Source organism: Aliivibrio salmonicida LFI1238 (assembly GCF_000196495.1).
Classification (GTDB): domain Bacteria; phylum Pseudomonadota; class Gammaproteobacteria; order Enterobacterales; family Vibrionaceae; genus Aliivibrio; species Aliivibrio salmonicida.
Window position 1 is genome coordinate 35,165 of sequence record NC_011313.1, and the last position, 23,525, is coordinate 58,689.

A 23,525-nucleotide genomic window follows, 5' to 3' on the forward strand; every position below is an offset into this window, starting at 1 on the left:
CATCAGAGTTGATGGCCGCTTAAGGTTAGTTATGCGTCTTGTGATTTATTTTTGTAGATAGAGCCTACAATCGCTAAAGTGATAATACCGACAATCGTTAATAACGAGAAAGCAGTCGGGACTTCATAAGCCGTATCAACAAGGAACATTTTAATCCCGATGAAACCAAGGATGAATGCTAATGCAGGTTGTAAATAACAGAACTTGCTTAGCATGCCTTGCAATACAAAGTATAAAGAGCGCAAACCAAGTAAAGCGAATACGTTTGCTGAGAACACTAAGAATGGTTCTTGAGTAATCGCAAAGATGGCAGGAATGGAATCTAATGCAAACATGATATCGGTAAACATAATAACAATAACCACAAGTAACAGTGGGGTTGCTATCATTTTACCATTTACTTTGGCAATCAATTGATGGCCGTAATACTTATCATCAAATGGGATGTGTTTTTTCAAGAAAACGACAAATTTTGATGATGAAAAATCACTTTCTGCTTCAGTATCCGTAAACCACAATTTAATACCTGTGATAATCAAGAATACGGCGAAGATGTAGAGGATCCAATGGTATTGAGTCAATAACTCTGCGCCAACAAAGATCATGATGCCACGTAAAACAAGCGCACCGATGATACCCCACAATAAGATCCTTGGACGGCTTTGTTCAGGCACAATAAACTGACTAAAGATCAACGCGAAGACGAATAAATTATCGACACTCAGCATTTTTTCTAATAGATAACCAGTAATGAAGGCCATGCTTGCATCTGAAGGCGAATAAGTACTTTCTGGCGCCATTAACGGCCAGTATAGGTAAATAATTGCACAGAAAATAAAGGCAAGAACAAACCAAAAAAATGACCATACTAATGCTTGTTTTAAGCTAGGTGTGTTTTTTCTTGTTTGAAATAGATCTAGAGCAAATAGAGCGAGAACAACGAAACCAAATAGTTCCCAAGTTAACGGTGACATAGTAATTCCTTAAAATAGGTAAAAGGACTATGGCACTAAAATTGAGAGCACAGACCTTCTACCATTAACAATAATAATTAACGTTATGGTATTGGTCTTGTCAAAGTGATTGGCATTCATTGCCCACTTACAGATACCGGAAGTCGAAACTTCGGGATGACGATATCTGAACAAGATTAAGTATTAAACCTTGTGACTACTCCCCAAGACTCGGATAGTAGTCCTACTTTCTAAATAATTCAAACAAAATATCAATGAATGAAAAATATTTAATAAAATAATGACTTATCAGTGTGAATATTGAATCTATATCACTAAATTATTGTTAATGTTTTGCTTATAAAAGCCGATAATAAGAGTGATATCAAAAATATAGAGTAATGGTGTAGCATGGATTGGATACAAGTAGCAGTCACTGGACTGGTTGTTTTATTAGTAATGGTGTGTATTAATTTCTTTTTTGCGAACAGTAAGCAAAGAAAGGTCGACGAAAGAAAAGAGAGAGAGGCGATCTCTTACCGTAGGGCGCTTTCGGAAGCTCGAGCAGCAGAAAGGCAAGAACGAGTATATAAAGCACAAACAGGGCATATTTCGACACAGCTTTTTTTAGCCAAAGAAGCGGAAATGAATAATTTTGAAGAAGCATTGCATTGGTATGAAATGGCTGCAAATCACGACAACGCTATTGCCATCCGTTCTGTCATCCGCTTATGTGATAGTCGTCGTGAAGATTCTGAGTTAAAAAGTAAATCTAAATTTTGGGGGCAAGTCCTGGCTGCAGAAGAAGGTGGGGCCGAAAAAAAATTAGCGTTAGGTATCGCCTTTATACAAGGTAATGGCGTTGATGCTAATATTGAAAAAGGCATTGCATTAATTGATGAAGCGGCAGAAATGGAACATATTCCTGCTCAACTATTTATTGCAGATTGGTATGTGGCAGAAGCAAACCCTCAGCCTAATGCGAAATTGGCGGCGGAATGGAATTTACGAGCAGCGATGTTAGATAATACCGAAGCTCAAATACGTATTGGTAAACAATATGCCGAAGGTAAAGGCGTTGCCGTCGATCCTAAAAAAGCGACATATTGGTTAGAACTTGCAGCAGAAAGTGGTGATCCTAAAGCGCAATATTTTGCGGGTGAAATGGGCGCAGACACGACTGAAAAAGGCAATTCTGTTGCGTATATTTGGTTTTGGTTAGCGGCTGCAAATGGCATTGAAGCGGCAGCAAGTCGACGAGATCATGTTGGACACTTAGTCGGTGTGGATGCTGTGATAGGTTTACAAGGAATGGCGAAACCTCTTCATGATAAAATGAAACGAGGAAAGTTGAGAAAGCACGCGGTTATTAAGTCTTTAGATAAACTGTATCAAAGACAAAGTTACTTTCCTGATGAAAATGAATTTATGGTCGATGATGAGCCTAAATTGGATGCTAACGAGAAAGGTATCGTTTCAAAACCAAGTACAACAACGGCTGAGATAGAAAAAGATAAGAAACCTGATGCTGTCAATTTTAGCCAAACAAAGATGGATGGCAGTGCTAAGTTTTAATCTTTGTTGGTGTGGAAAATATGAACAGAAAATATAGAAAGGAGCGATTATTCGCTCCTTTCTATTATTTTTAACTCAGTAATCTTATGCTTACTGTCATTTCTATTGAGTCACTTTTATTCTAAATAACATACCATAGAATAGAGGTATTACGATAAGGGTGAGAATGGTGGCGAATAACAAACCAAACATAATAGTAACTGCCATACTTTTGAAGAATGGATCTACAAGTAAAGGCGCTACACCTAAAATTGTTGTTAGTGCGCCAAGTAATACAGGCCTTGCACGACTTAATGAGGCATCAATAATCGCATAGTAAGGCGTTTTTCCATTTTTGACTTCAAGATCGGCTTGATCAACCAAAACAATGGCATTTTTTACCATCATACCAATCAAACTTAAAAAGCCTAATATTGCCATAAATTCAAATGGTGTTTGGAACGCAACGAGCCCAACGGTAACTCCGATGATCGCTAATGGTGCCGTTAACCAAATGACCAATGGCTGACGAAGCCCGTTAAACATAAATATGACCGCTAAAATCATCGCTGCAAACCCATAAGGTGCAGAAATTAATAAGCCTTCGTTAGCATCTTTTGACGCTTTATACTCACCATACCAAATAAGTTGATAGCCCGATGGTAACTCTATTGCTTCAATTTTTTCTTGTACTTGATTAAAGGCATCGGTGGTTAATACGCCAGGAGCGGGATCGGCTTGAACTAATATAGTTGGAACTCTATCAATACGACGTAGAATAGCATCTTGCCATACCACATTTGATGACTCAATTAATTGATTAATAGAGATAAAACTATTGGCAGTATGACTGTATACTTCTGTATTTTCAATCGCACGTTGATGATCTCGTTCGACGTCTGGTGAACGTGCGACGATTGGAATAAGATCATTTCCTTCGCGATAAACCCCAACATTTCGTCCTGATAAAGTCTGTGCGATGGCTTGGTTTATCTCTTGTGTTGTTAACCCAAACTGCTGTGCTTTTTCTGCAGAATAGCGAGGGCGTAATACTGGAATTTGTTGACGCCAATCGTCTTGAACTGCAATCAATTGCGGATCATTTAACATGATTGCTTTTGCTTGTTCTGCTAATTGACGAAGCACATGACTGTCTGGGCCTTTAAATCCGGCTTCAATTTTTTTACCGCCCCCACGACCGAGCATGAATTTCCATACTTTAATCGATGCATCTGTGTATTTATCATCGAGTTCAGTCTGTAATTCAATAAGTAATGGAGCAATGTTTTGATAATCATCAATGTCTATTAATAGTTGTCCATAACTTGGATTTCTCGCTTCAGGTGAATAGGTCAGCATAAAGCGTAAACCACCACCACCTACGAAACTGGTTACATTAGTAATGCCTTCTTTCTGTTTAACATCTTGCTCTATCTGTTCAATTGTTTGTTCAGTGCGTTTTATGTCTGAGCCTTGTGGTAAATAGACATCAATTACAAATTGAGCACGTTGTGATTCCGGCATAAATCCGGGTGGAATGTAACGTACCCCGTAAATAGCGCTGAACAAAATAATGATTAATATACTTAAAGTGGCCCAACGATAGTTTAATACCCAAGCGAGTAGGTGGCGGTACATTTGACTAATGCGACTAATAGGGGCATTTTTGTCGAGAGGTTTTACTTTCAGAAAGTCATAACATAGCATTGGAGTGATGGTTACAGCGAATACCCAGCTTAATAACATTGAGTATAAAATTACCCAAAATAAAGATCCGGCGTATTCGCCCATATCAGAAGGGGATAGGCCAATGGCACTAAAAGCACAAATACCAACGACGGTACCACCAAGTAAAGGCCATTTTGTTGCATTGACAACATCAGAAACGATCTCTTCTCGATTGTCGTCAGGGGTTGTTTGAAGTCGAACTAGAATACCATCTGTAACTACAATGGCATTATCGACTAACATGCCAAGAGCAATGATCAATGCCCCAAGAGATATCCGTTGCATTGCAATATCTTCAATTAACATGATGCATAAGGTGCCTGCAACGGTAAGAAGCAAGACAAAGCCAATAATAACGCCAGATCGTAGCCCCATAAACATAAGTAATACGATAAATACAATGACAACGGCAGCGATTAAGTTATCAATAAAATTGGCCACCGAAGCTCGAACAGAGTCTGATTGCATTGAGATTATATTTAAGTCAATACCTAATGGACGTTGACTTTCAAGCTCTGAAATTCGAGCTTTTACAGCGTCTCCCATATTCACTACATTGCCACCAGTGACATTGGAAATCCCAAAACCAATGGCTCGTTGTCCGTTATAGCGAACTATCATAGAGGCTGGTTCTTGATAGCCCCGGGTGACGGTTGCAATATCGCCTAAGCGAAGAACAATAGGCGCCTACGGCGCAAATCAAAAGGACTCAACCTCTTCCATTGTTGCCAATAAATCGTTTATCCTATCGCCATGCACGCATATAAACCCCTGAAACAATTATTTAATAGTCAAAATAACTGGCTTAAATTTCTTCATAATAACAAAGCTAACCTAAGAGCGGTCGTGATTGAAAATGTCACAAAGATGCTGTCCTGTGGGACAGCGGCTTTTGGCTCTCGCGAATATCATTGTTGCAACCCTGACTGTACCCATATCAAATATATTCACCAAACCTGTAAATCTCGAGCGTGCAGTAGCTGTGGCATGAAAGCCACAGAGCGATGGATACAAAAGCAACAACATGTCTTCCCTGAATGCGAATATCAACACATCACCTTTACCCTTCCAAACACGCTATGGCCTATCTTTCGTCATAACCGTTGGCTGTTAAATAAATTATTCAAATGTGCTGCAAACATTCTGCTGGGATGGGCAAAAGATAAAGGAATAGATGTCGGTATCTTTTGTGCTCTTCATACTTACGGTCGAAAACTGAATTGGAATACGCACTTACATTTATCGGTCACTCGTGGGGGAATTTGTGAACGTACCGGTTTATGGAAACCCATTTACTTCCAAATGAAAACGACAGAGCCTTGTTGGAGAGCGGCTATCGTCAGTTTATTGGGTAAGGCTTATTATGAGCTTGATTTATCAAGCGAAGAATGCCCCTATATCCGTAATAAAACGGATTGGTCACGCTTTTTAAGCAGTCAATATAATCGTCGTTGGAAGCTTCATTTTGCTAAAAAGACAAATAATGTAAAACCGACGATGAACTATCTTGGTCGGTATTTAAAACGGCCCCCGATTTCAGCGTCACGTTTAAGTCATTACGCCAAAGGCGGAATGATAACGTTTAATTATTTAGACCATCGAACAGGAACAACAGACAGCCTAACATTATCACCAGAAGAGATGATAAGACGGATAGTAGAGCACTATCCTGATAAACATTTCAAGATGATCCGATACTACGGTTTTTTATCAATGCGTCGTCGTGGAGAAGCTCTGCCGTAAGCGTGCGGGGAACTACACCTTGTCTTTTACATTCCAAGGTAAAAGTGAATCGATATCTGGCGATCCAACACATAAACGATCTAGACAATACCTAATATAATCGTAAGGGATTAATCCGTTTGCCTTTGCTGTTTCTACAATGCTGTAAAGCATTGCACTTGAATCTGCACCAGCCGTTGAACCCGAAAATAACCAGTTTTTCCGGCCGATAACAAACGGTTTAACCGCTCGCTCTGCTCGATTGTTATCAATAGATAACAATCCATCATCAATATAACGAACTAATTTATCCCATTGATTTAATGTATAGCTAATCGCCTCACCTAATTTTGTTTTAGGTGATACTCGACTAACTGCGCTATCAAGCCAATCACGGAGCTCTTTAAGTAAATCGCGGGCTTCTGTCTGCCTAGCAACATACTTGGCTTCAGGGGAAGCCTCTTTTAATAACGATTCGATCCGGTATAGCTTTTGGATTTTACTCAATACCCAATCTGCACTCCCTGTTTTCCCTTTTACTTGAACACGTTGAGCCTCAATAAATCGTCGACGTGCGTGTGCCCAACAGCCAACTAAAATCGCTTCAGTTTGTTCATAACCTTGGTAACCATCGGTATGTAAATACCCGTTATAACCTTTTAAAAAGTTAACTGGATGGTAGCCATGCCTGCTAGATTGATAATCATAAAGTACAATTCCAGGCAAAACACCAGAGCCTGGAGAATCATAGCCAGAGCAGTAGACCCACATATAACATTTTGCTTTTTCAACATCCAACACATTTACCGTTGTTTCATCACAATGCAGAGTGGGTTGTTCAAGCAAAATACGATGTAACTCGTTATTAAGAGGGGTAAATAGTACCGAGCATTTTATTAACCAATCCGCCATCGTTCGCCGTCCAATAATGATACCCCATTGCTGAAATAACGTTTCTTGACGATAAAGTGGAAGACTGTATTGAAATTTAGCCGTAATAATTTGAGCAAGTAAACTTGCGGTCGCAATCCCTTTAGGGATTGGTGACGCTGGCATTGGGGCTTGTTTAATGTCTACTGAAGTATTGTTTTTTTCACAATTTCGGCAAGCATATTTAGGACGAACATGTTGAATAACTTCCACTTTAGCTGGTACAAATTCCAACTTTTCACTGATGTCTTTACCCATCGCATGCATCTCTAGACCGCAACACTTACAAGTTTTATCTTTTATGTCGTGGATAATAACAGTACGCGGTAAGTCTTCAGGTAAGCGTTGGCGTTTTGGCTTTTGACGAGTGTAGGTAATCGTTTGTGTGTCATCATTTTCAATGATGATTTCTTCTTCTGTTTCATTGAATAAATCAAATTGAGTCGAGTCAGATTCACTGCTTTTACCAAAGCGCTGATGTTGAGCCAGCCGAAATTGCTCTAGAAGACGGTTATATTTATTTTCAAGCTGAAGCACAAGTGCTTTCAGCTCGTCAATGGTATCAGGAAGTGGTTTTATTTTATCAGTCATGTAGATGACTATATAACGATAATACAGGTAATCAATCGGTTGCCTCCTATTCTTGACTGAGAATCAACTATTTAAAGGGTTGTTTGATAATGTACCGGTTGATGTCCTAAGATATCAAAACCTTGTAATAGCAGTGTCAGTTGCTGCTCTGATAATGCTAACGTATCGTTATTTATATTTCGTGGCCATTTGAAGCGGTCTTCATCTAATCGCTTGTACCATAAAGCGAATCCTGTTTTATCCCAATACAATATTTTGAGTTTATCACGAGGCTTATTGCAAAATATAAATAGAGCATCACTAAACGGTGATAGTTGCATTTCTTGCTCAACAATCACGACAAGGCCATTAATGGCCTTGCGAAAATCGACAAAATCACGATGAAGATAAATGGTGGAAACATCAGTAAATACATTCATGATTGATACCCTTTTAATAAGAGTCCTATCCAGTGAGGTTCAGTATTAGCTGGCAATGTTAATCGCAATTTTCCGATAGAAAGTTGAATATCTGGTAATTGTGGAGTGGCGATGATAGTTGATGTTAACGCTTCTACTTTCAAGAAAGTAGAAGCGTTAATCTTTTGTTTCCATCGTGCTTTACGTGCACTAAATGTCTTTGGCAGAATATTATGGTTACGACAAAATTCAGCGGCACTAAGCTTGCTAGATTGCTGAGATTCAAATAGAGCGTGCCATTGCTCTGGTGTTCTCTTTTTATCTTTTTGCATAATTACGTTCTCGTTAAATGAAAGATCGTAAGATACGCATAATGAATTTTATTTGTTAGGTGTAGTTCCCCGCACGCTTACGCTCTGCCTAGAGTTTATGCAGCTTTAGGTATGAAAATAGAAGCTGAGCCGAAAATGCCAGGGTATGCCGCAATGTTAAAAGGATATGTAAAAGTAGATCCGTACGAATGTATTTTATGTGAAAGTCGTCTGGTGTTTACGAATTTCCGAGTCGGAAATTCGGTCAATGATTTAGTCACCCATGCGATAGTTCAGTCAGAATTGAGGGCAGCATAATAAGGTTTGTAGGATAAGTGTATCTAAAACTCATGAAATAGGGCTAAAACAGTTATAAAATCCCCGATAATTATATTTTCGATACCTTTTAAAAAAACAGCGATGGTGAAATTGGCTTTTTTAGACGGGCCAATGCTAACTCAGCAACATTCAAATTCCTTACCTTGTACGGTATTGTTATCTCCAAGATTGATTTGTAAGTTAGCCAAATCATTAAATGTATTAATGTTAGAACTTGGAATTACAGGAATACGCATAGAGTCGGTTTCAATACTGCCTGCAACTGTCACGAGATTTTGCTTTTGTAGCACTTGATAAACTTTTTCTACGGAGACGCCAAATTTAGCCATACGTTCGCTAGATATCTCGACAAAAATGGTTTCTTGACGTTCACCGAGTGTTGCTGTTTTTGCTACTCCAGGAACGAGGACTAACTCACGACGCAGTTCATCTACATAGTCTTGTAATTGTTTATCACTAAATCCCTCGCCAGTAACAGCAAAGAATAGTGCATATACATCTGAGAAATCATCATTAACAATGGATGCTCCAGCCCCTGGGGGAAGTTGGCGTTGAGCATCCCCAATTTTACGACGTAATTTGTCCCAGACTTGCTGTAATGCGGCTTGGTTGTTAGCAAATTCAAGTTTGATTTCAACGGTAACTTCAGACATGCCTTGTTTTGAAACTGATTTTACCTCTTTTACTTCTTGAAGTGATTGGACTGCACCTTCAATAATATCGGTAACTTCGTCTGATACTTCTTGTGCTGTGGCACCAGAATAGGGCGTATTAATAACGGCCTGACGGATAACAAATTCGGGATCTTCAAAACGACCAAGTTTAAGGTAACTTAAATACCCACCAAAAAGGATTAATGAGATAAGTACCCAAACAGAGGTACGTTTAGCAATAGTATAACGAGCGATGTCCATATGTTATTCCCCGCTACGTATTACAAGTATATCGGTGTAAGGTTTTACTTCCATTCCTGAAGTCAAACTTGAAACGCCTGCAATAACGATGCGTTCTCCGGCGTATAATCCTTCATTAACTACAATTCGATTTGAGAAGAGTGCACCAGCCTTGATTGGACGTGATTGTATTTTATTTTGTTGATCAACAATCCATACAAATTGATCGCCTTGATTATTTGGTACCACCGCTGTGAGTGGAATGGTAACGAGTGTCGATGCTGATGATTGAGTTTTTGGATAAACGGGCACTACTTTTACAGTCATTCCGGGTAGAACATTAAATCCACGAAGATCTTCAAACGTTAGCACGACAGGGTAAGTCTGTGTGATTGGGTCTGCTTGAGTGCCATAGGTACTTAACAAGAGAGGAAAGTTTTCATTACGGAGTGCACTAATTTGAGCTAACGCTTGTGATCCCTTTAACTCCCCAAGCATGACACGGTCTGGAATATTAATCAGTACTTCCAATTTATTAACGTTATGCACTGTTAGCACGGGGGTGTTAGCTTGAATTTGAACATGATTATCAATCATTTTCTGCCCAATGACACCGTCAAACGGCGAAATTAATTGGGTATATTCTAATTGACGTTTTGCATCTTCTAATCGATTTTTTGCTAGATTATATCGAGTACTTAATGTATCTAGATCACTTTTTGCAATGGCTTGGCTTTTTTCGTAAATCGCTTTTCCACGAGTGTATTCAGCTTTACTGTTTGTGTACTCAAGGCGTGCTGAGGCTAACGCATTTTTTGCATCTCTTGGGTCTAGCTGAGCCAATAATTGATCTTTTTTTACCTGCTGCCCTTCTTCGACGAATATATCAATGACACGTCCATTCATTCGAAATGCAAGATCGGCCCGTTGAGCGGAACGAACCACGCCATTAAAACGTGATTTAGCATCTACACTGTGCGTAATGATTTCAATAAGTGCAGGCCTGATAACGACAGGAGGACTTGAGTTTTGAATGGTTTCATTCGTATCGCATCCAGAGAGAAAAATCGTACCTATTATAAGGTTCACTGTGAGAGTGGTTCTTTTTAACAGCATTAATGTAGATGTATTCATTTACTCATTCCTATGAAAAGAGTTAAAAATCGAACATGAAATGGTTACGAGTAAAAGACATGAAAGGTATAAAGTAAACTCGTTAGTTTATTTTATACTTAAAAAGTAATAAGTAAACTCTTGCGTGTACTTATTGATTATAAATGGATAAGCTATACTTAATCTCTGGGGGGAATATGCAGAAAAAATTGACATTATCGCAGCAAAAACATCTTGATATCATTCATGCGGCTAAAAACGAATTTATTGAATATGGTTTTTTAGCGGCAAATATGGACAGAATCACATCATCTGCCGAAGTATCTAAACGTACGATTTACCGTCATTTTGAAAGTAAAGAAATGTTGTTTGAATCGGTATTGACCGTTATTAATGATTCTGTAAGTAAGAGTGTCTCTTATCAATTTGATAAAAATAAAAGCACAGAAGCACAACTGACTGAAATCGCTTATAAAGAAATTGATGTCCTTTATAATACATATGGAATACCACTAGCACGAACCATTGTGATGGAATTTCTGCGTCAGCCTGATATGGCAAATCATGTAATTAAAAATATTTATAGTATTCGAGCGATTACACACTGGTTTAGTGAAGCGATTACAGCAGGAAGGTTAAAAAACGCAGATCCACGATTGATGACTGATATATATGTGAGTTTATTCCAAGGTTTATTTCTTTGGCCTCAAGTAATGAATTTAGCGAGCGAACTAACGGATGAAGACATGAAGAGTAAAGTCGATACAGTAACGTCTGTTTTTATTCAGTCGTATGGATTAACGTAAACATTCTAATCTGAAATAAAAACGGCAGTTAGTTTACACTGACCACCGTCTTTCATTTAATAATAGAATTAGAGCAGGGTATTATTTTCCTGTTTTCTTTGCGTAAGCTTCAAGACCAAGCACTAAGCCAATTCCTAAAAGAACACCGACAACAGCGAAGCCAATTAATGCGGGTTGTTGAGTCACGTGCTCGTAGTTAAATGGGGATAGGTTATGTTCAATGAGAGGCACTTGCTCTCCTTTTGAATTAATACGCCATTCAATGACTTCTTTCCAAGGCCAAATCTTGCCTAATGTACCCGCCATTAATCCTGTTAAGAAAATTAAAGTTAAATCGCGAAAACGTTTTAAAAGAAAAGATAAAACATGAGAGAAACTCAATAAACCAATTAGACAGCCTGTAGAAAACAACGCCATGGTGACCAAATCAAGAGATTTAACGGCGTCAAGGATTGGGCTGTACATACCAAGTAGCAATAAAATAAAGCTACCAGAGATCCCCGGTAAAATCATGGCACAAATAGCAATAGAGCCAGCCAAGATAAACGTGAACGTTGATGGTGTTAATGCAACAGGATTAAGGACTGTAATGGTATAAGCAAACACGGCCCCGGCCACTAGCATGATAATTCGGCTAATTGACCATTCTTCAATTTGTTTTGAAATATGAACAATCGAAATGATAATTAAGCCAAAGAAGAAAGACCACAATGGAATCGGATGTGTGTGAAGCATCCAGGTGATTAATTTTGCTAACGAAAGAATGCTGGTTAAAATGCCACCAAACAGTGAAATAAGAAAGAAGCCGTTAATGTGATTAAATGCTGCTTTAAATCCGTCGCGTTTCCATAAACCAAATATTGAAGGGTTTATACGTCGGATACTTTCTAAAAGCGTATCGTAAATACCAGTGATAAAAGCAATCGTACCGCCAGATACCCCAGGAACAACGTCTGCTGCGCCCATTGCCATACCTTTAAAAAATGTCGTTAAGTAGTTCATTTTAGCTCTGTATATAAAGAAGAAAACTTATGCATAATGCATCTATGTTGGATGATTATACATAAGTTAAGTATAAAAAATGTCGTAAGAATGACTCTAGGAGTGATTATTTCATCATGCTTACTAACTCATCAGCCATTGCAATGGCTGCTTTACGGTTTGGAAGGTTAAGTTTTTGATATAAATTACGAATGTGAGTTTTGATTGTTGTTGGTGCAACATCAAATTCAGCAGCGATTTGTTCATTACTAAATCCGGAATAAATTAACCCTAACACCTGCCATTCTCTGTGAGTTAATGGGCTGGCTCGGATTAATTCTGGCACTTCTGGTGTATTGAGTACTTTTTCAATAAAAGCTTCATCAAAATGAGCAGAGCGAGATCGTTTATTGTTTGATAATGCTTTCTGTAATTGGTCTATTCGATGCTTCTCTAGTTCGGTTAAATTTCCTTTTTGTTGTAATTTAGCAAGAGGTTTGAGTACTGCTTGTCCTGCCATTAAGAAGCTACCGATTATCCCTGTTTGGTTCGATTGCTTGATCGCAAGATGCATTGCTTCAATCGCGGCATCGATTTGTTTATCTTCAAAAAGAAGAACGGCTTCCATAATTGCATTACGATTGATATCCGTGATCAATTTATGTTTTTGAGCAATGATCTGAGAGTCTTTTAAGGTATTAATTGCCGTATCTATATCACCAAGGTGAAAGTATGCCCTTGCTATGTTGCGCCATTGAAGTTGTGTAAAGTGATTACAACGAGTTTCTGGGCGATCAGCATGAGCTAGCCAATAATTGATTGATTCAGTATTGCCTTTCGCTTGCCAATAGAAAAGTTGTGCAGAAGACGCATTGGCTTTCCAATCGATATGATAATCGGCTTGTCCAAGTAATTGTTGGCATTTTTCTAGGTAACGCTCTGCTTTATCAAACTCTCCACGGGCAACGGCTAAACGAGCAAGCATTGAATAGCCGCGTAGATGTTTAGTTTCATCAAAGGGTGAAAGTACGTCTAAGCCTTTCCAAGTGCATTGTTCTGCTTCATCAAAACGGAACCAGAACCAATAGATTTGAGCACGAGAACGCAATAAGAATTCATGAAGTGGTAATTGATATAAATCTTGTTCTTCAATCAGCTTGAATCCGTTATCTTGCAGATCAAAGGCGGCTTGCATGAAGCCTTGTGCCATTAGAATTTCACTTTGTTGCAAAATAGCCCAGAGTGCTTGATGATAAATGCCATAGGTCATCGCCATTTTTTCAGTTTGTTGCATTAACGCGAGTGCTTGCGCCAAATTTCCCGAAACATGATGATATTCACCAATTACGGAGGTAGCGACAATACGACTACGGTATTTATTCATTTCTAACTGTTCGAGAGCTTTCTCTGCGAGAAGCAATGCATTCTCTGGTTCGTTTTTGTTGATAGCGACTTGCGCTCTCAATGCATCTAACTCACCTTGAACATGGCGATCTAATATAATATTACGTGCTGACATCTCTTGTTGAGCTTCAGACAGTAAATCGTCAACGTGTAAATAGTTGTGTTGGCTTTGAGCCAACCATGCACGAATAATGGCTAAACGAGGAGAGGCGAACAGGGTGTCTTTGTCTAATTGATCAATCGTTGACTCTAATAGCACGAGCTCTCCATTATTAAATAAATGCCAACCATGTTCTGTCAGTATTTTAGCAATTAGAGTGTCATTTTTTGCTTTCTTTGCATGCCGTAAGGCTTGATAAATATTCTTGTGGGCTAACCAAGCATGAGCGGCTTTAAATTGTAACTCGCTCTCTTCATGAGCAAGGTGGTTCTGACGTTGGTGAGAAAGAAACTCTGCAAATAAATTATGATATTTGTACCATTCGCCGTGCTCTCCATCGCTATTAATGAATAAACCAAAACGGTTCAGATTTTCGATGATAAGTTGAGAGTCACTTCGTTGAGTTAAATCACTGACCAATGCGGCATCAAAATGTTCAAAGACGGCACTGCGCATTAAAAAATGTTGTGTTTCGCTGTCTAAGTGATCAAACACTTCTTCAGCAAGGTAGTCCCACAAATGCGCTTGATTTAAGTTGGTCATTGCTTCTGCTGAATTCATTAACGATTGTTTGTTCTGAATACTGTGCAATGCAATTAATTGAAGAGCAGAAGGCCAACCTTCGACATGCTCACGTACGTGGGTAATCGCATCTTGGTCAATGTCATCATTTAAACGTTGGCTAAAAAAGAGGGACGTCTCTGATTGGTCGAATGCTAAGCTTTGATTATCGATCTCAATAAGGAGGTCTCTTACTCGTAGATTCGCCGTATTCAAGGGAGGTTGAGAGCGACTTGTTATCACGAGTGTGAGGTTATCAGGTAAATGCTTTAAGAAAAATTTCAATCCTAAATGAATGGCTTCATTAGTAATGAGGTGATAATCGTCCAATACAATGTAAGCGTCTTTTTGAAAAGGGAGCAGTTCGCTAAAAACTTGAGAAAATAAACTAGACAAAGAGGCAAACTGACGTTTTTCGGTTAACGCTTTAGAGTGAGAAAGCTCAAGGCTTGTTGCATTAGCAATCGCTTGAACAAAATATTTTGCGAATTTGAATTCATCGTTGTCTCCGTCATCAAGGCTATACCAACCTGTGTCGTCTTTTTCTGATAGCCATTGTGCAGCCATCGTTGTTTTACCGTAACCAGCAGGGGAGCGAAACAAAACAAGTTTGTAGTGGGCAGCATCGACTAGAGAGTCAAGAACACGAGATCGTAAGATGGCATTATGTAGACGTCTTGGAAAATGTAATTTTGATGGTATTAACATAATTTTCATTCTTCTTAAAAATACTGAGTTTATTATCCTCAATAATGAGAATGAATGAATCAGCTACGCCCTATAATTGTGATCTATTACTCCTTTTCTTTCTGGATCAATTTATAAATTCAAATTAGAAAATACAGAGGAATCGTTTTATTTACCGAATGTCTAAAAATGTGATCTTGTTATCATTTCGTGTTTAATGCTGAAGAAATGTGTTTATTATCACGCCAGAATAATAGATAGCCCTACAAATCATGATTATGGTCACACTTAGATTTGGTAATTATACCTACGCCTTAACGCTTTTTTATCTCCTCCCCCTAGGTAGGAGGATGCGACGTTAATTTGAACCGTGCACGATATACACAGTGATTATAAACCTTCGTGAGAGTTCTTATTATGAAAACGAATAGCATCAAAAAATTTGATAAAGCCGCGTTTCAAGCGTCTGTAAAACAACACTTAGTGTCCACTTTTGCCGCTGATGAAAAAACAGCGACGTCTAAAGTATGGTATTTAGCGATGGGTAAGGCCCTTGCTGAATTAACAACATTTGATTTAGTTAATACTGAAAACGATGAAAGAATTAAGAATGCACGAAGTGTTAACTACTTATCTCTTGAGTTCTTAATTGGTCGTTTAACAGGTAATAACCTTATTAGCATGGGTTTATATGAAGATATTACGGATGCAATGGGTGAACTTGGTCATAATTTAACTGACTTGCTAGAAGAAGAGCGTGATCCCGCATTAGGTAATGGTGGTCTTGGCCGTCTAGCTGCGTGTTTTATGGATTCATTAGCAGCGCAAGAATTTCCTGCGATTGGTTACGGTCTGCACTATGAATACGGTTTGTTCCGTCAATCATTTGATGATTGTCGCCAACAAGAAGCACCTGATGCATGGCGTGGTGTTGAAGGTTATCCATGGGAAGTGGCTCGTCCTGATTATGCGCAGCAAGTTGGTTTTTACGGCAAAGTTGAAGTATATGAAGAAAATGGGGTAGAGAAACGTTGTTGGATTCCTGGTATGTTTGTTGAAGGGATGCCTTGGGATTTACCGATTGTCGGTTATCAAAGTGATACCGTTTATCCATTGCGTTTGTGGGAATGTCGAGCTAAAGCTCCGTTCAGCCTTGCGAGCTTTAATAATGGTGATTATTTTGAAGCACAACATGCTTTGATTGATGCGGGTAACGTAACGAAAGTCTTGTACCCTAATGATAATCATGAGAAAGGAAAAACACTGCGTTTAATGCAACAGTACTTTCATTGTGCTTGTTCAATTGCGGATATTTTACGTAGACATGATGCAGCGGGTCATAAAATTGAAGATCTGCCTAAATACGAAACGATTCAATTAAATGATACACACCCAACAATTGGTATTCCTGAGTTAATGAGAATATTGATGGATGATCGTGGATTAAGTTGGGATTCTGCATGGGCAATTTGTTCTAAAACGTTTGCTTATACAAACCATACATTATTACCTGAAGCATTAGAAACATGGAGTGAGTCTTTAATTTCACGCCTACTTCCTCGTCATATGGAAATCATTTTTAAGATTAACTATTTATTCCTTGAAGGTGTAAAACAAAAATGGCCTGGAGATGTATCTAAGCTGCGTAAGCTTTCTATTATTCAAGAAGGCACTCACCGTATGGTGCGAATGGCGAATTTATGTGTAGTTACCGCTTATGCGGTTAATGGGGTGGCAGCATTACACTCGGCGTTAGTTAAACGTGATTTATTCCCAGAGTTTAATGAATATTTTCCTGGTAAATTAACAAATGTTACCAATGGTGTGACCCCTCGTCGTTGGTTGAAATTCTGTAATCCTGATTTATCTGCGCTTATCTCTGAAAAAATTGGCAATGAATGGCCAGCAAAATTAGACCAATTGTCTAACATCGCAAAATTTGCGGATGACGCGGCATTCCAAAAAGAATTCATGGCAGTTAAAAAGAAAAATAAACAACGCCTTGCCGATTGGGTCCAAGAGAATATGGACATTGAGCTAAATACAGACGCCATTTTTGATGTTCAGATTAAGCGTTTGCATGAGTATAAGCGTCAGCATTTGGATTTGTTAAACATACTTTCTTTGTACCATCGTATATTGAATGAACCTGGTTTTGATATGCACCCTCGTGTGTTCTTCTTTGCTGCAAAAGCGGCTCCGGGTTATCACTTAGCAAAAGAAATTATTTTTGCTATCAATAAAGTGGCAGACAAAGTGAATAATGACCCTCGAGTGTCTGATTTCATTAAAGTCGTCTTTATTCCGGATTACCGTGTGAGCATGGCTGAAATTATTATTCCAGCGGCAGACGTTTCTGAGCAAATTTCGACGGCGGGTAAAGAAGCATCGGGTACTGGTAACATGAAAATGGCACTTAACGGGGCGATTACCGTTGGTACGATGGATGGGGCAAATGTTGAGATCCGTGAAGAAGTGGGTGATGAAAATATCTTTATCTTTGGCTTAGAAGTTGACGAAGTTGAAGCGCTTGTTGCGTCAGGCTACAACCCATATAAATACTATGAGGCCAATCCATTATTACAAGCGGCACTAGATTTATTGGCTGGAGATGAATTTACCCCAGGTCAAATTGGTCAATTGTCGGCCATCCGTGACAACTTGCTTTACGATGGCGATCAATACCTAGTATTGGCTGATTTCGCAGATTATGTTCGTGCTCAGAATGATATTGATGCGGCATACCGAGACCAAAAACAGTGGGCAAAAATGGCTATTTTGAACACGGCTTTAGTCGGTAAGTTTAGCTCTGACCGTAGTATTCGTGATTACGTCAATAATATCTGGAAATTGGAAGCGATAAACCGTTAAGCCTATTTAGATTATAAATACAGAGGGCAGTATAAGGCTGCCCTCGGAGATTAAGTGATGACAAATAATAACAATGCGCTCTATCAAGTCGCAGAAATGGCCGGGTTAGCAAATAGCTATATCAGTGCATGGGGTGATGAAGAAAAAGTCAGTGATGACACTCTAACTCGCTTATTAGCGGCTTTAGGTTATGATACTAAAAACGATAAAACGTTATTAAGTTCGGCTGAAAAAAAACATAAGAAAGAAGTACTTGAGGCGGTTAAGGTTGTTCGTGATAACGAACCGCTTCACGTTGAACTTCATCTTGGAAAAAGTGCTCGTATTAGTGAGTTTAGTTGGAAATTAACGACGGAAGAAGGTGAGGTACTTGAAGGGTACTTACAGTCTCAAGTTATTTCTGATGACCGTGTCGATGGAGGGGCGTTATTATTTTCGTTACCTACATTGAAATGGGGGTATCATTCATTAGAAATCATACGCAAGCGTCGTAAAGCGCCGTATGTAATGACTCTAATTGTGACGCCTCAGGCGTGTTACAAACAAGACGCAATTAATGACGGTAAAAAGCTATGGGGACCGAGTGTTCAACTTTATACGCTAAGAACCGCTCATAATTGGGGAATCGGTGATTTTGGCGATCTTAAGCAACTTGTCGGTGAGATAGCAAATAAAGGTGGAGATTTTGTCGGTTTAAATCCAATTCATTCTTTGTTCCCTGCGAATCCTGAAGGGGCGAGTCCTTATAGTCCATCGTCTCGTCGTTGGTTAAATATTCTTTATATTGACGTGTGCTCAGTGCCTGAGTTTGCATTATCGAATCAAGCTCAAGAAGTTGTCGGCAGTGCTGAATTTCAACAACGTTTGAATGAGGTGCGTCAATCTCATTGGGTAAATTATACTGAAGTCTCGTCACTTAAAATGGGTGTATTACCTTTTTTATTCGCAGAGTTTAAAACACGTCATCTTGATAAGAATAGTGCTCGTGCGAAGGCTTTTTTAACGTTTGTTGAAGAGGGTGGCGATAGCTTATTACAACAAGCGGCATTTGATGCGTTACATAATACCCTATACTCAGAAGACCAGAATGTATGGGGATGGCCTGTTTTTCCTCAAGAACTTCAACAGTTTGATAATAAACAAGTGCAGCAATTTATTGCAGATAATAGCGATCAAGTTGATTTGTACATGTACTTACAGTGGTTAGCTTTTACCCAAATTAATGATGTTCAACAATTCGCTGAAGATAAAGGAATGGACATTGGTCTGTACCGAGATCTTGCGGTTGGTGTTGCTGATAGTGGCTCTGAAACGTGGGCAGATCATGGCAGCTTATGTCTTGATGCCAGCATTGGTGCTCCACCAGATGTATTGGGTCCACTTGGTCAAAATTGGGGATTACCGCCATTAAACCCTCAAGTTTTAAAAGCAACTGCGTATGATGCTTATATTGAATTACTTCGTGCGAATATGGGTGCTTGTGGTGCATTGCGAATTGATCATGTTTTAGGCTTACTTCGTTTGTGGTGGATCCCAAAAGGGGAAGACGCAACGAAAGGCGCATACATGTACTACCCAGTAGAAGACATGTTATCTATTCTTGCTTTAGAAAGTCATCGTAATTCGTGCTCAGTTATTGGTGAAGATCTAGGGACTGTGCCTGATGAGATTATCGATTTACTTGCAGATGCCGGCATTCATTCTTATAAAGTGTTCTTCTTTGAAACGGCAGAAGATGGCGGGTATTACTCACCAACGCATTATCAAGAGCAATCTATGTCTGCATTATGTACTCATGATATGCCGACATTACGTGGTTTTTGGCACTGTGATGATTTAAAAATGGGCGAAGAAATTGGCTTATATCCTGATGCAGAACAGTTAAAAGAGCTCTTTCTTAGCCGAGCAAAATCAAAACAAGATATCTTAAATAGTGTTGATTTTCATGGTTTTCTTCCAGAAGGTGTAGGGCGTGATGCTACGTTTGTGCCAATGGACAGATATTTAAGTGATGCATTGCAACTTCACTTAGCTGCAGGATCGAGCGCACTTCTCAGTTTACAACTTGAAGATTGGCTTGAAATGGATAAACCAGTTAACATACCGGGTACGGTTGATGAATATCCAAACTGGCGTCGTAAATTGTCAGTTACTTTAGATGATATTTTCAATCGTCCCGAAGTGAATGAATTAACTAAGCAGTTAACTGACATTCGTGCCCAAGCTAGTAAAAAATAATAGGAGTGTTTACGTTGAACTTACTTGTTGAACGTAAAGAAAAGGATGTCTACATGCAGCTCAACCGAGCTGCATTTTGTGATCCATTTTCTTTTTTAGGTCCACAGTACCAATCTCAAGATATCGCTCTACGTGTTTGGTTGCCTGATGCAACGAACGTAAAAGTAAGAATTTCTGCAGATCTTGAGTACCCTTTAAGCCCTGAACCTCATTCTCGCAATTCCGGTGGTTTCTTTCTTTCTAGTCCTATTGATTTGACAGACAAGCATTATCAACTTGTTGTTGATTGGAGTGGAACGGAACAGGTTATAGATGATCCATACCAGTATCATTCTATTGCCCCAACGGAAAGTAATGTCCATACACCAAAAGAAATGTATCACCATTTAGGTGCGCATGTTTTTACTGTTGAGCGTGATGGTAAATTAATTAAAGGTGTGCGATATATTGTCTTTGCACCAAATTCATCTTCTGCAAGTGTCATTGGTGACTTTAACCAATGGGATGGCCGTCGTCATCCTATGCAGCGTATTGATAATGGACTTTGGGCGCTATTTATTCCTGAGCATGCTGTCGGAACGAAATATAAATTTGAACTAAAAGGACCGCATGGGGAAATTCTTCCTCATAAAATGGATCCTTTTGGTGCACATAACGAACAATATCCTTCATTTTCTTCTGTGGTTTATGATCAATCAAGCTACAAGTGGCATGATACGAAATGGCAGAACCGTCCCGTAACAGCAAAGCAAAAAGAGGCGTTATCTTTTTATGAATTGCATATTGGGTCGTGGAAACGAAATGAGAAAGGTGAATTTCTAACATATCGTGAACTCGCTGAAGAATTAATTCCCTACATCGTTGAAATGGGCTATACACACATAGAGTTAATGCCAGTTTCTGAGCATCCATTCTATGGTTCATGGGGTTATCAACCGATTGGTTTATTCTCACCAACAAGCCGCTTTGGTTCACCAGATGATTTTAAATTCTTTGTTGATGAATGTCATAAAGCCAGTGTCGGTGTGGTATTGGATTGGGTTCCTGCTCACTTTCCATCGGATTCTCATGGTTTAGCTAATTTTGATGGAACCTCATTGTTTAACGATCCGGATCCGCGTCGTGGTTGGCATAATGATTGGCAGAGTTATATTTATAATTATGACCAATTGCATGTTCGTGAGTTTTTAGTCTCTAATGCCTTGTACTGGTTTGAGCATTTTCATATCGATGGTTTACGTGTTGATGCCGTTGCATCAATGCTCTATCTTGATTATTCACGTGAAGATGGTGAATGGATCCCTAACTGGGATGGGGGTAATCATAATCATGGTGCCATTGCTCTGCTTAAATGGATGAATGAAGAAGTGTATTCTCATTTCCCTAATGCAATGACGATAGCCGAAGAATCTACGGCGTATCCTGGGGTGTCAGCACCAACGTTTGATGGCGGTCTAGGCTTTGGATTTAAATGGAATATGGGTTGGATGCATGACAGCTTAAATTACATTCAAGAAGATCCAATTCATCGTCGCTATCATCATGATACGATTACTTTTCCATTAGTGTATGCGTTCAGTGAGAATTTCATCTTATCGTTGTCTCATGATGAAGTGGTGTATGGAAAAGGGTCTATTCTGGATAAAATGCCAGGTGATGAATGGCAGAAAACAGCGAATATGCGTGCGTACATGGGCTACATGTATGGACAACCAGGTAAGAAGCTGAACTTTATGGGAGCAGAGATTGCTCAAAGTGCAGAATGGGATCATGATGATCAATTACAATGGTTCTTAACACAATTCGAGCGTCATTCTGGTATGCAGCATCTGGTTAAAGATTTGAATCAGTTATACCGTAATGAAAAAGCACTTTATATTAATGACTGTGAACCTTGTGGATTTGAATGGCGTTTACAAAATGACGCTGAGCAAAGTGTGTTAGCTCATGAGCGTTTAGGCGATAACGGTGAGCGTATATTGGTGATCAGTAACTTTACTCCAGCACCAAGAAATGACTTCCGTTTAGGAATGCCAGTTTCAGGTGAGTATGAACTGGTTTTAAATACGGATGCTGATTATTACGGTGGCAGCAGTTATGACGTCGTTAGTAATGTACAGACAGAGTCGGTGGAATCTCAAGGGCTAGCGCAGTCTTTAGTCGTAAACCTACCGCCATTATCTACGGTTTTCTATCGTTTAAAAGTAAGCGTGCGGGGAACTACACCTAACAAATAAAATTCATTATGCGTATCTTACGATCTTTCATTTAACGAGAACGTAATTAACCTGAATTCTGGATAAAACATGCTTTAAGCGAGGATTAGTTCAAATTCACATTCTGATAGCTTAATTCGTGGCTTTTGTTTTTTTAAACAATAAGCCACAACGCCTGAAATTACATTTAGCATGAAACCAGTCACGCTACGATGACGGCTATGTTCAATTTGAGAGATATTCTTCAATTGGTCATTTATCGTTTCGATAATGTATCTCTTTGATAACATAGCCTTATCAAAAGCACTTATCTCTTTTGCTTTCATGTTTTTTCGCGAGGTAGTCACTAAATCGACATCAGAGTTCTTTAAGCTCTCACTCAACTTTTTACCTATGTACCCTTTATCAGCGTACAATTTCCCCGAGAGTTCTTTGCATAAATCAGGTACAGGAGTCCTATCATTTACATTGCCAGCTGTGATTTTCAGCGAAATAATTTCTCCAAGATGGTTAATCAATAAATGAAGTTTGAAGCCGAAAAACCATCCCATGGTACCTTTTCCTCTTTTCGCAACACCATCAAAGACTTTATGGCGAGGAATTCGAATGTTATGGCATACTTTAAGACTCGTGGAGTCAACAAAAGCAATGCCAGTCGGCTTACCTTTGATAGATTGAAAATAGGCACACATTGGGGCGATTAGGCTAGGCATTTTGCTCACAAATCGAGTGTAGCTAAGTAAATTTGGAAAGTATCCTTTCCAATATTGATGAACTAACCCGATATAGAAGTTCTTGAAATCTCTATGATTTGATTGATGAAAAGCGATGACAATAGTCATACATTCACTAGTAGACATTACTGACTGACGTTTTCTTTTTCTCTCACTAGCCTCAACAAGGTATTTTTCCCATTGAGATAAGAATTGATAACAAAAATCATCGACATCACAAAATATATCAACTAATTTATTCATCTTGCCCACCTTTTAAAATACGTTCAAATAATTCTTGGTCGAAAGATCTGATCGTTAGGTGGGCAATTAGTTCAGCCTTATCCAGAATTCAG

13 protein-coding genes and 4 pseudogenes are annotated in these 23,525 nt (G+C 39.0%); 7 read left to right on the forward strand and 10 right to left on the reverse strand.

The features are described from left to right. Positions 1–29: 29 nt before the first annotated feature. Complete coding sequence (locus VSAL_RS16270) at positions 30–974, reverse strand: TerC/Alx family metal homeostasis membrane protein (protein WP_012551468.1); 945 nt, start codon at positions 972–974, stop codon at positions 30–32. A gap of 390 nt (positions 975–1,364) precedes the next feature. Between VSAL_RS16270 and VSAL_RS16275 the strand changes: the two genes are divergently transcribed. Continuing rightward, positions 1,365–2,528: a tetratricopeptide repeat protein gene (locus tag VSAL_RS16275; protein WP_012551469.1), complete on the forward strand. Its 1,164-nt coding sequence runs from the start codon at positions 1,365–1,367 to the stop codon at positions 2,526–2,528. Between the two features lie 102 nt (positions 2,529–2,630). Here the strand turns inward: VSAL_RS16275 and VSAL_RS16280 are convergent. Next, a pseudogene (locus tag VSAL_RS16280) lies at positions 2,631–4,913 on the reverse strand (efflux RND transporter permease subunit); the annotation flags it as partial. Positions 4,914–4,988: 75 nt separating this feature from the next. Here VSAL_RS16280 and VSAL_RS16285 point away from each other — a divergent pair. Further along, positions 4,989–5,975 (forward strand): annotated as a pseudogene (locus VSAL_RS16285) (IS91-like element ISVsa9 family transposase); the annotation flags it as partial. A gap of 15 nt (positions 5,976–5,990) precedes the next feature. On the opposite strand, the gene VSAL_RS16290 reads toward VSAL_RS16285, so the two are convergent. The 3 genes from VSAL_RS16290 to tnpA all read right to left on the reverse strand — a co-directional run bounded on the left by VSAL_RS16290 (position 5,991) and on the right by tnpA (position 8,208). Further along, positions 5,991–7,478: an IS66-like element ISVsa2 family transposase gene (locus tag VSAL_RS16290; RefSeq protein ID WP_012549008.1), complete on the reverse strand. Its 1,488-nt coding sequence runs from the start codon at positions 7,476–7,478 to the stop codon at positions 5,991–5,993. 71 nt (positions 7,479–7,549) lie between these two features. Beyond that, a complete protein-coding gene (gene tnpB, locus VSAL_RS16295; RefSeq protein ID WP_012548924.1) occupies positions 7,550–7,897 on the reverse strand; it encodes an IS66 family insertion sequence element accessory protein TnpB in 348 nt (115 codons plus the stop codon). Then, positions 7,894–8,208: an IS66 family insertion sequence element accessory protein TnpA gene (gene tnpA, locus VSAL_RS16300; protein ID WP_012548925.1), complete on the reverse strand. Its 315-nt coding sequence runs from the start codon at positions 8,206–8,208 to the stop codon at positions 7,894–7,896. Before tnpA ends, tnpB begins: the two co-directional genes overlap by 4 nt. An 81-nt stretch (positions 8,209–8,289) precedes the next feature. On the opposite strand from tnpA, the pseudogene VSAL_RS23420 reads away from it, so the two are divergent. Continuing rightward, positions 8,290–8,505: pseudogene (locus tag VSAL_RS23420) on the forward strand (IS91 family transposase); the annotation flags it as partial. A 167-nt stretch (positions 8,506–8,672) separates the two neighbouring features. On the opposite strand, the pseudogene VSAL_RS16305 reads toward VSAL_RS23420, so the two are convergent. After that, positions 8,673–9,440 (reverse strand): annotated as a pseudogene (locus VSAL_RS16305) (efflux RND transporter permease subunit); the annotation flags it as partial. Between the two features lie 3 nt (positions 9,441–9,443). Then, entirely contained in the window at positions 9,444–10,553 is a 1,110-nt protein-coding gene (locus tag VSAL_RS16310) for an efflux RND transporter periplasmic adaptor subunit (protein WP_012551470.1), read from the reverse strand. A gap of 176 nt (positions 10,554–10,729) precedes the next feature. Between VSAL_RS16310 and VSAL_RS16315 the strand changes: the two genes are divergently transcribed. After that, complete coding sequence (locus VSAL_RS16315) at positions 10,730–11,338, forward strand: TetR/AcrR family transcriptional regulator (protein WP_012551471.1); 609 nt, start codon at positions 10,730–10,732, stop codon at positions 11,336–11,338. Between the two features lie 81 nt (positions 11,339–11,419). On the opposite strand, the gene VSAL_RS16320 is transcribed toward VSAL_RS16315, so the two are convergent. Further along, positions 11,420–12,340, reverse strand: coding sequence for a DUF368 domain-containing protein (locus VSAL_RS16320; RefSeq protein ID WP_012551472.1), 921 nt, complete (start codon positions 12,338–12,340; stop codon positions 11,420–11,422). A 106-nt stretch (positions 12,341–12,446) separates the two neighbouring features. Then, positions 12,447–15,152: an HTH-type transcriptional regulator MalT gene (malT, locus tag VSAL_RS16325; protein WP_012551473.1), complete on the reverse strand. Its 2,706-nt coding sequence runs from the start codon at positions 15,150–15,152 to the stop codon at positions 12,447–12,449. A 396-nt stretch (positions 15,153–15,548) separates the two neighbouring features. On the opposite strand from malT, the gene VSAL_RS16330 reads away from it, so the two are divergent. From VSAL_RS16330 to glgB, 3 genes are read left to right on the forward strand one after another with little or no spacing between them, the layout of a single operon-like run. Next, a complete protein-coding gene (locus VSAL_RS16330) occupies positions 15,549–18,002 on the forward strand; it encodes a glycogen/starch/alpha-glucan phosphorylase (RefSeq protein WP_012551474.1) in 2,454 nt (817 codons plus the stop codon). Between the two features lie 57 nt (positions 18,003–18,059). Continuing rightward, positions 18,060–20,240, forward strand: a complete 2,181-nt coding sequence (gene malQ, locus VSAL_RS16335; protein ID WP_012551475.1) for a 4-alpha-glucanotransferase — start codon at positions 18,060–18,062, stop codon at positions 20,238–20,240. 14 nt (positions 20,241–20,254) lie between these two features. Then, positions 20,255–22,477 (forward strand): 1,4-alpha-glucan branching protein GlgB, encoded by a 2,223-nt coding sequence (gene glgB / locus VSAL_RS16340; RefSeq protein ID WP_407921297.1) that lies wholly within the window; start codon positions 20,255–20,257, stop codon positions 22,475–22,477. A gap of 74 nt (positions 22,478–22,551) precedes the next feature. Here the strand turns inward: glgB and VSAL_RS16345 are convergent, their stop codons facing one another. Beyond that, on the reverse strand, positions 22,552–23,433 hold the full coding sequence (locus VSAL_RS16345; protein ID WP_012548944.1) for an IS982-like element ISVsa6 family transposase: 882 nt from the start codon (positions 23,431–23,433) through the stop codon (positions 22,552–22,554). Positions 23,434–23,525 lie beyond the last annotated feature (92 nt).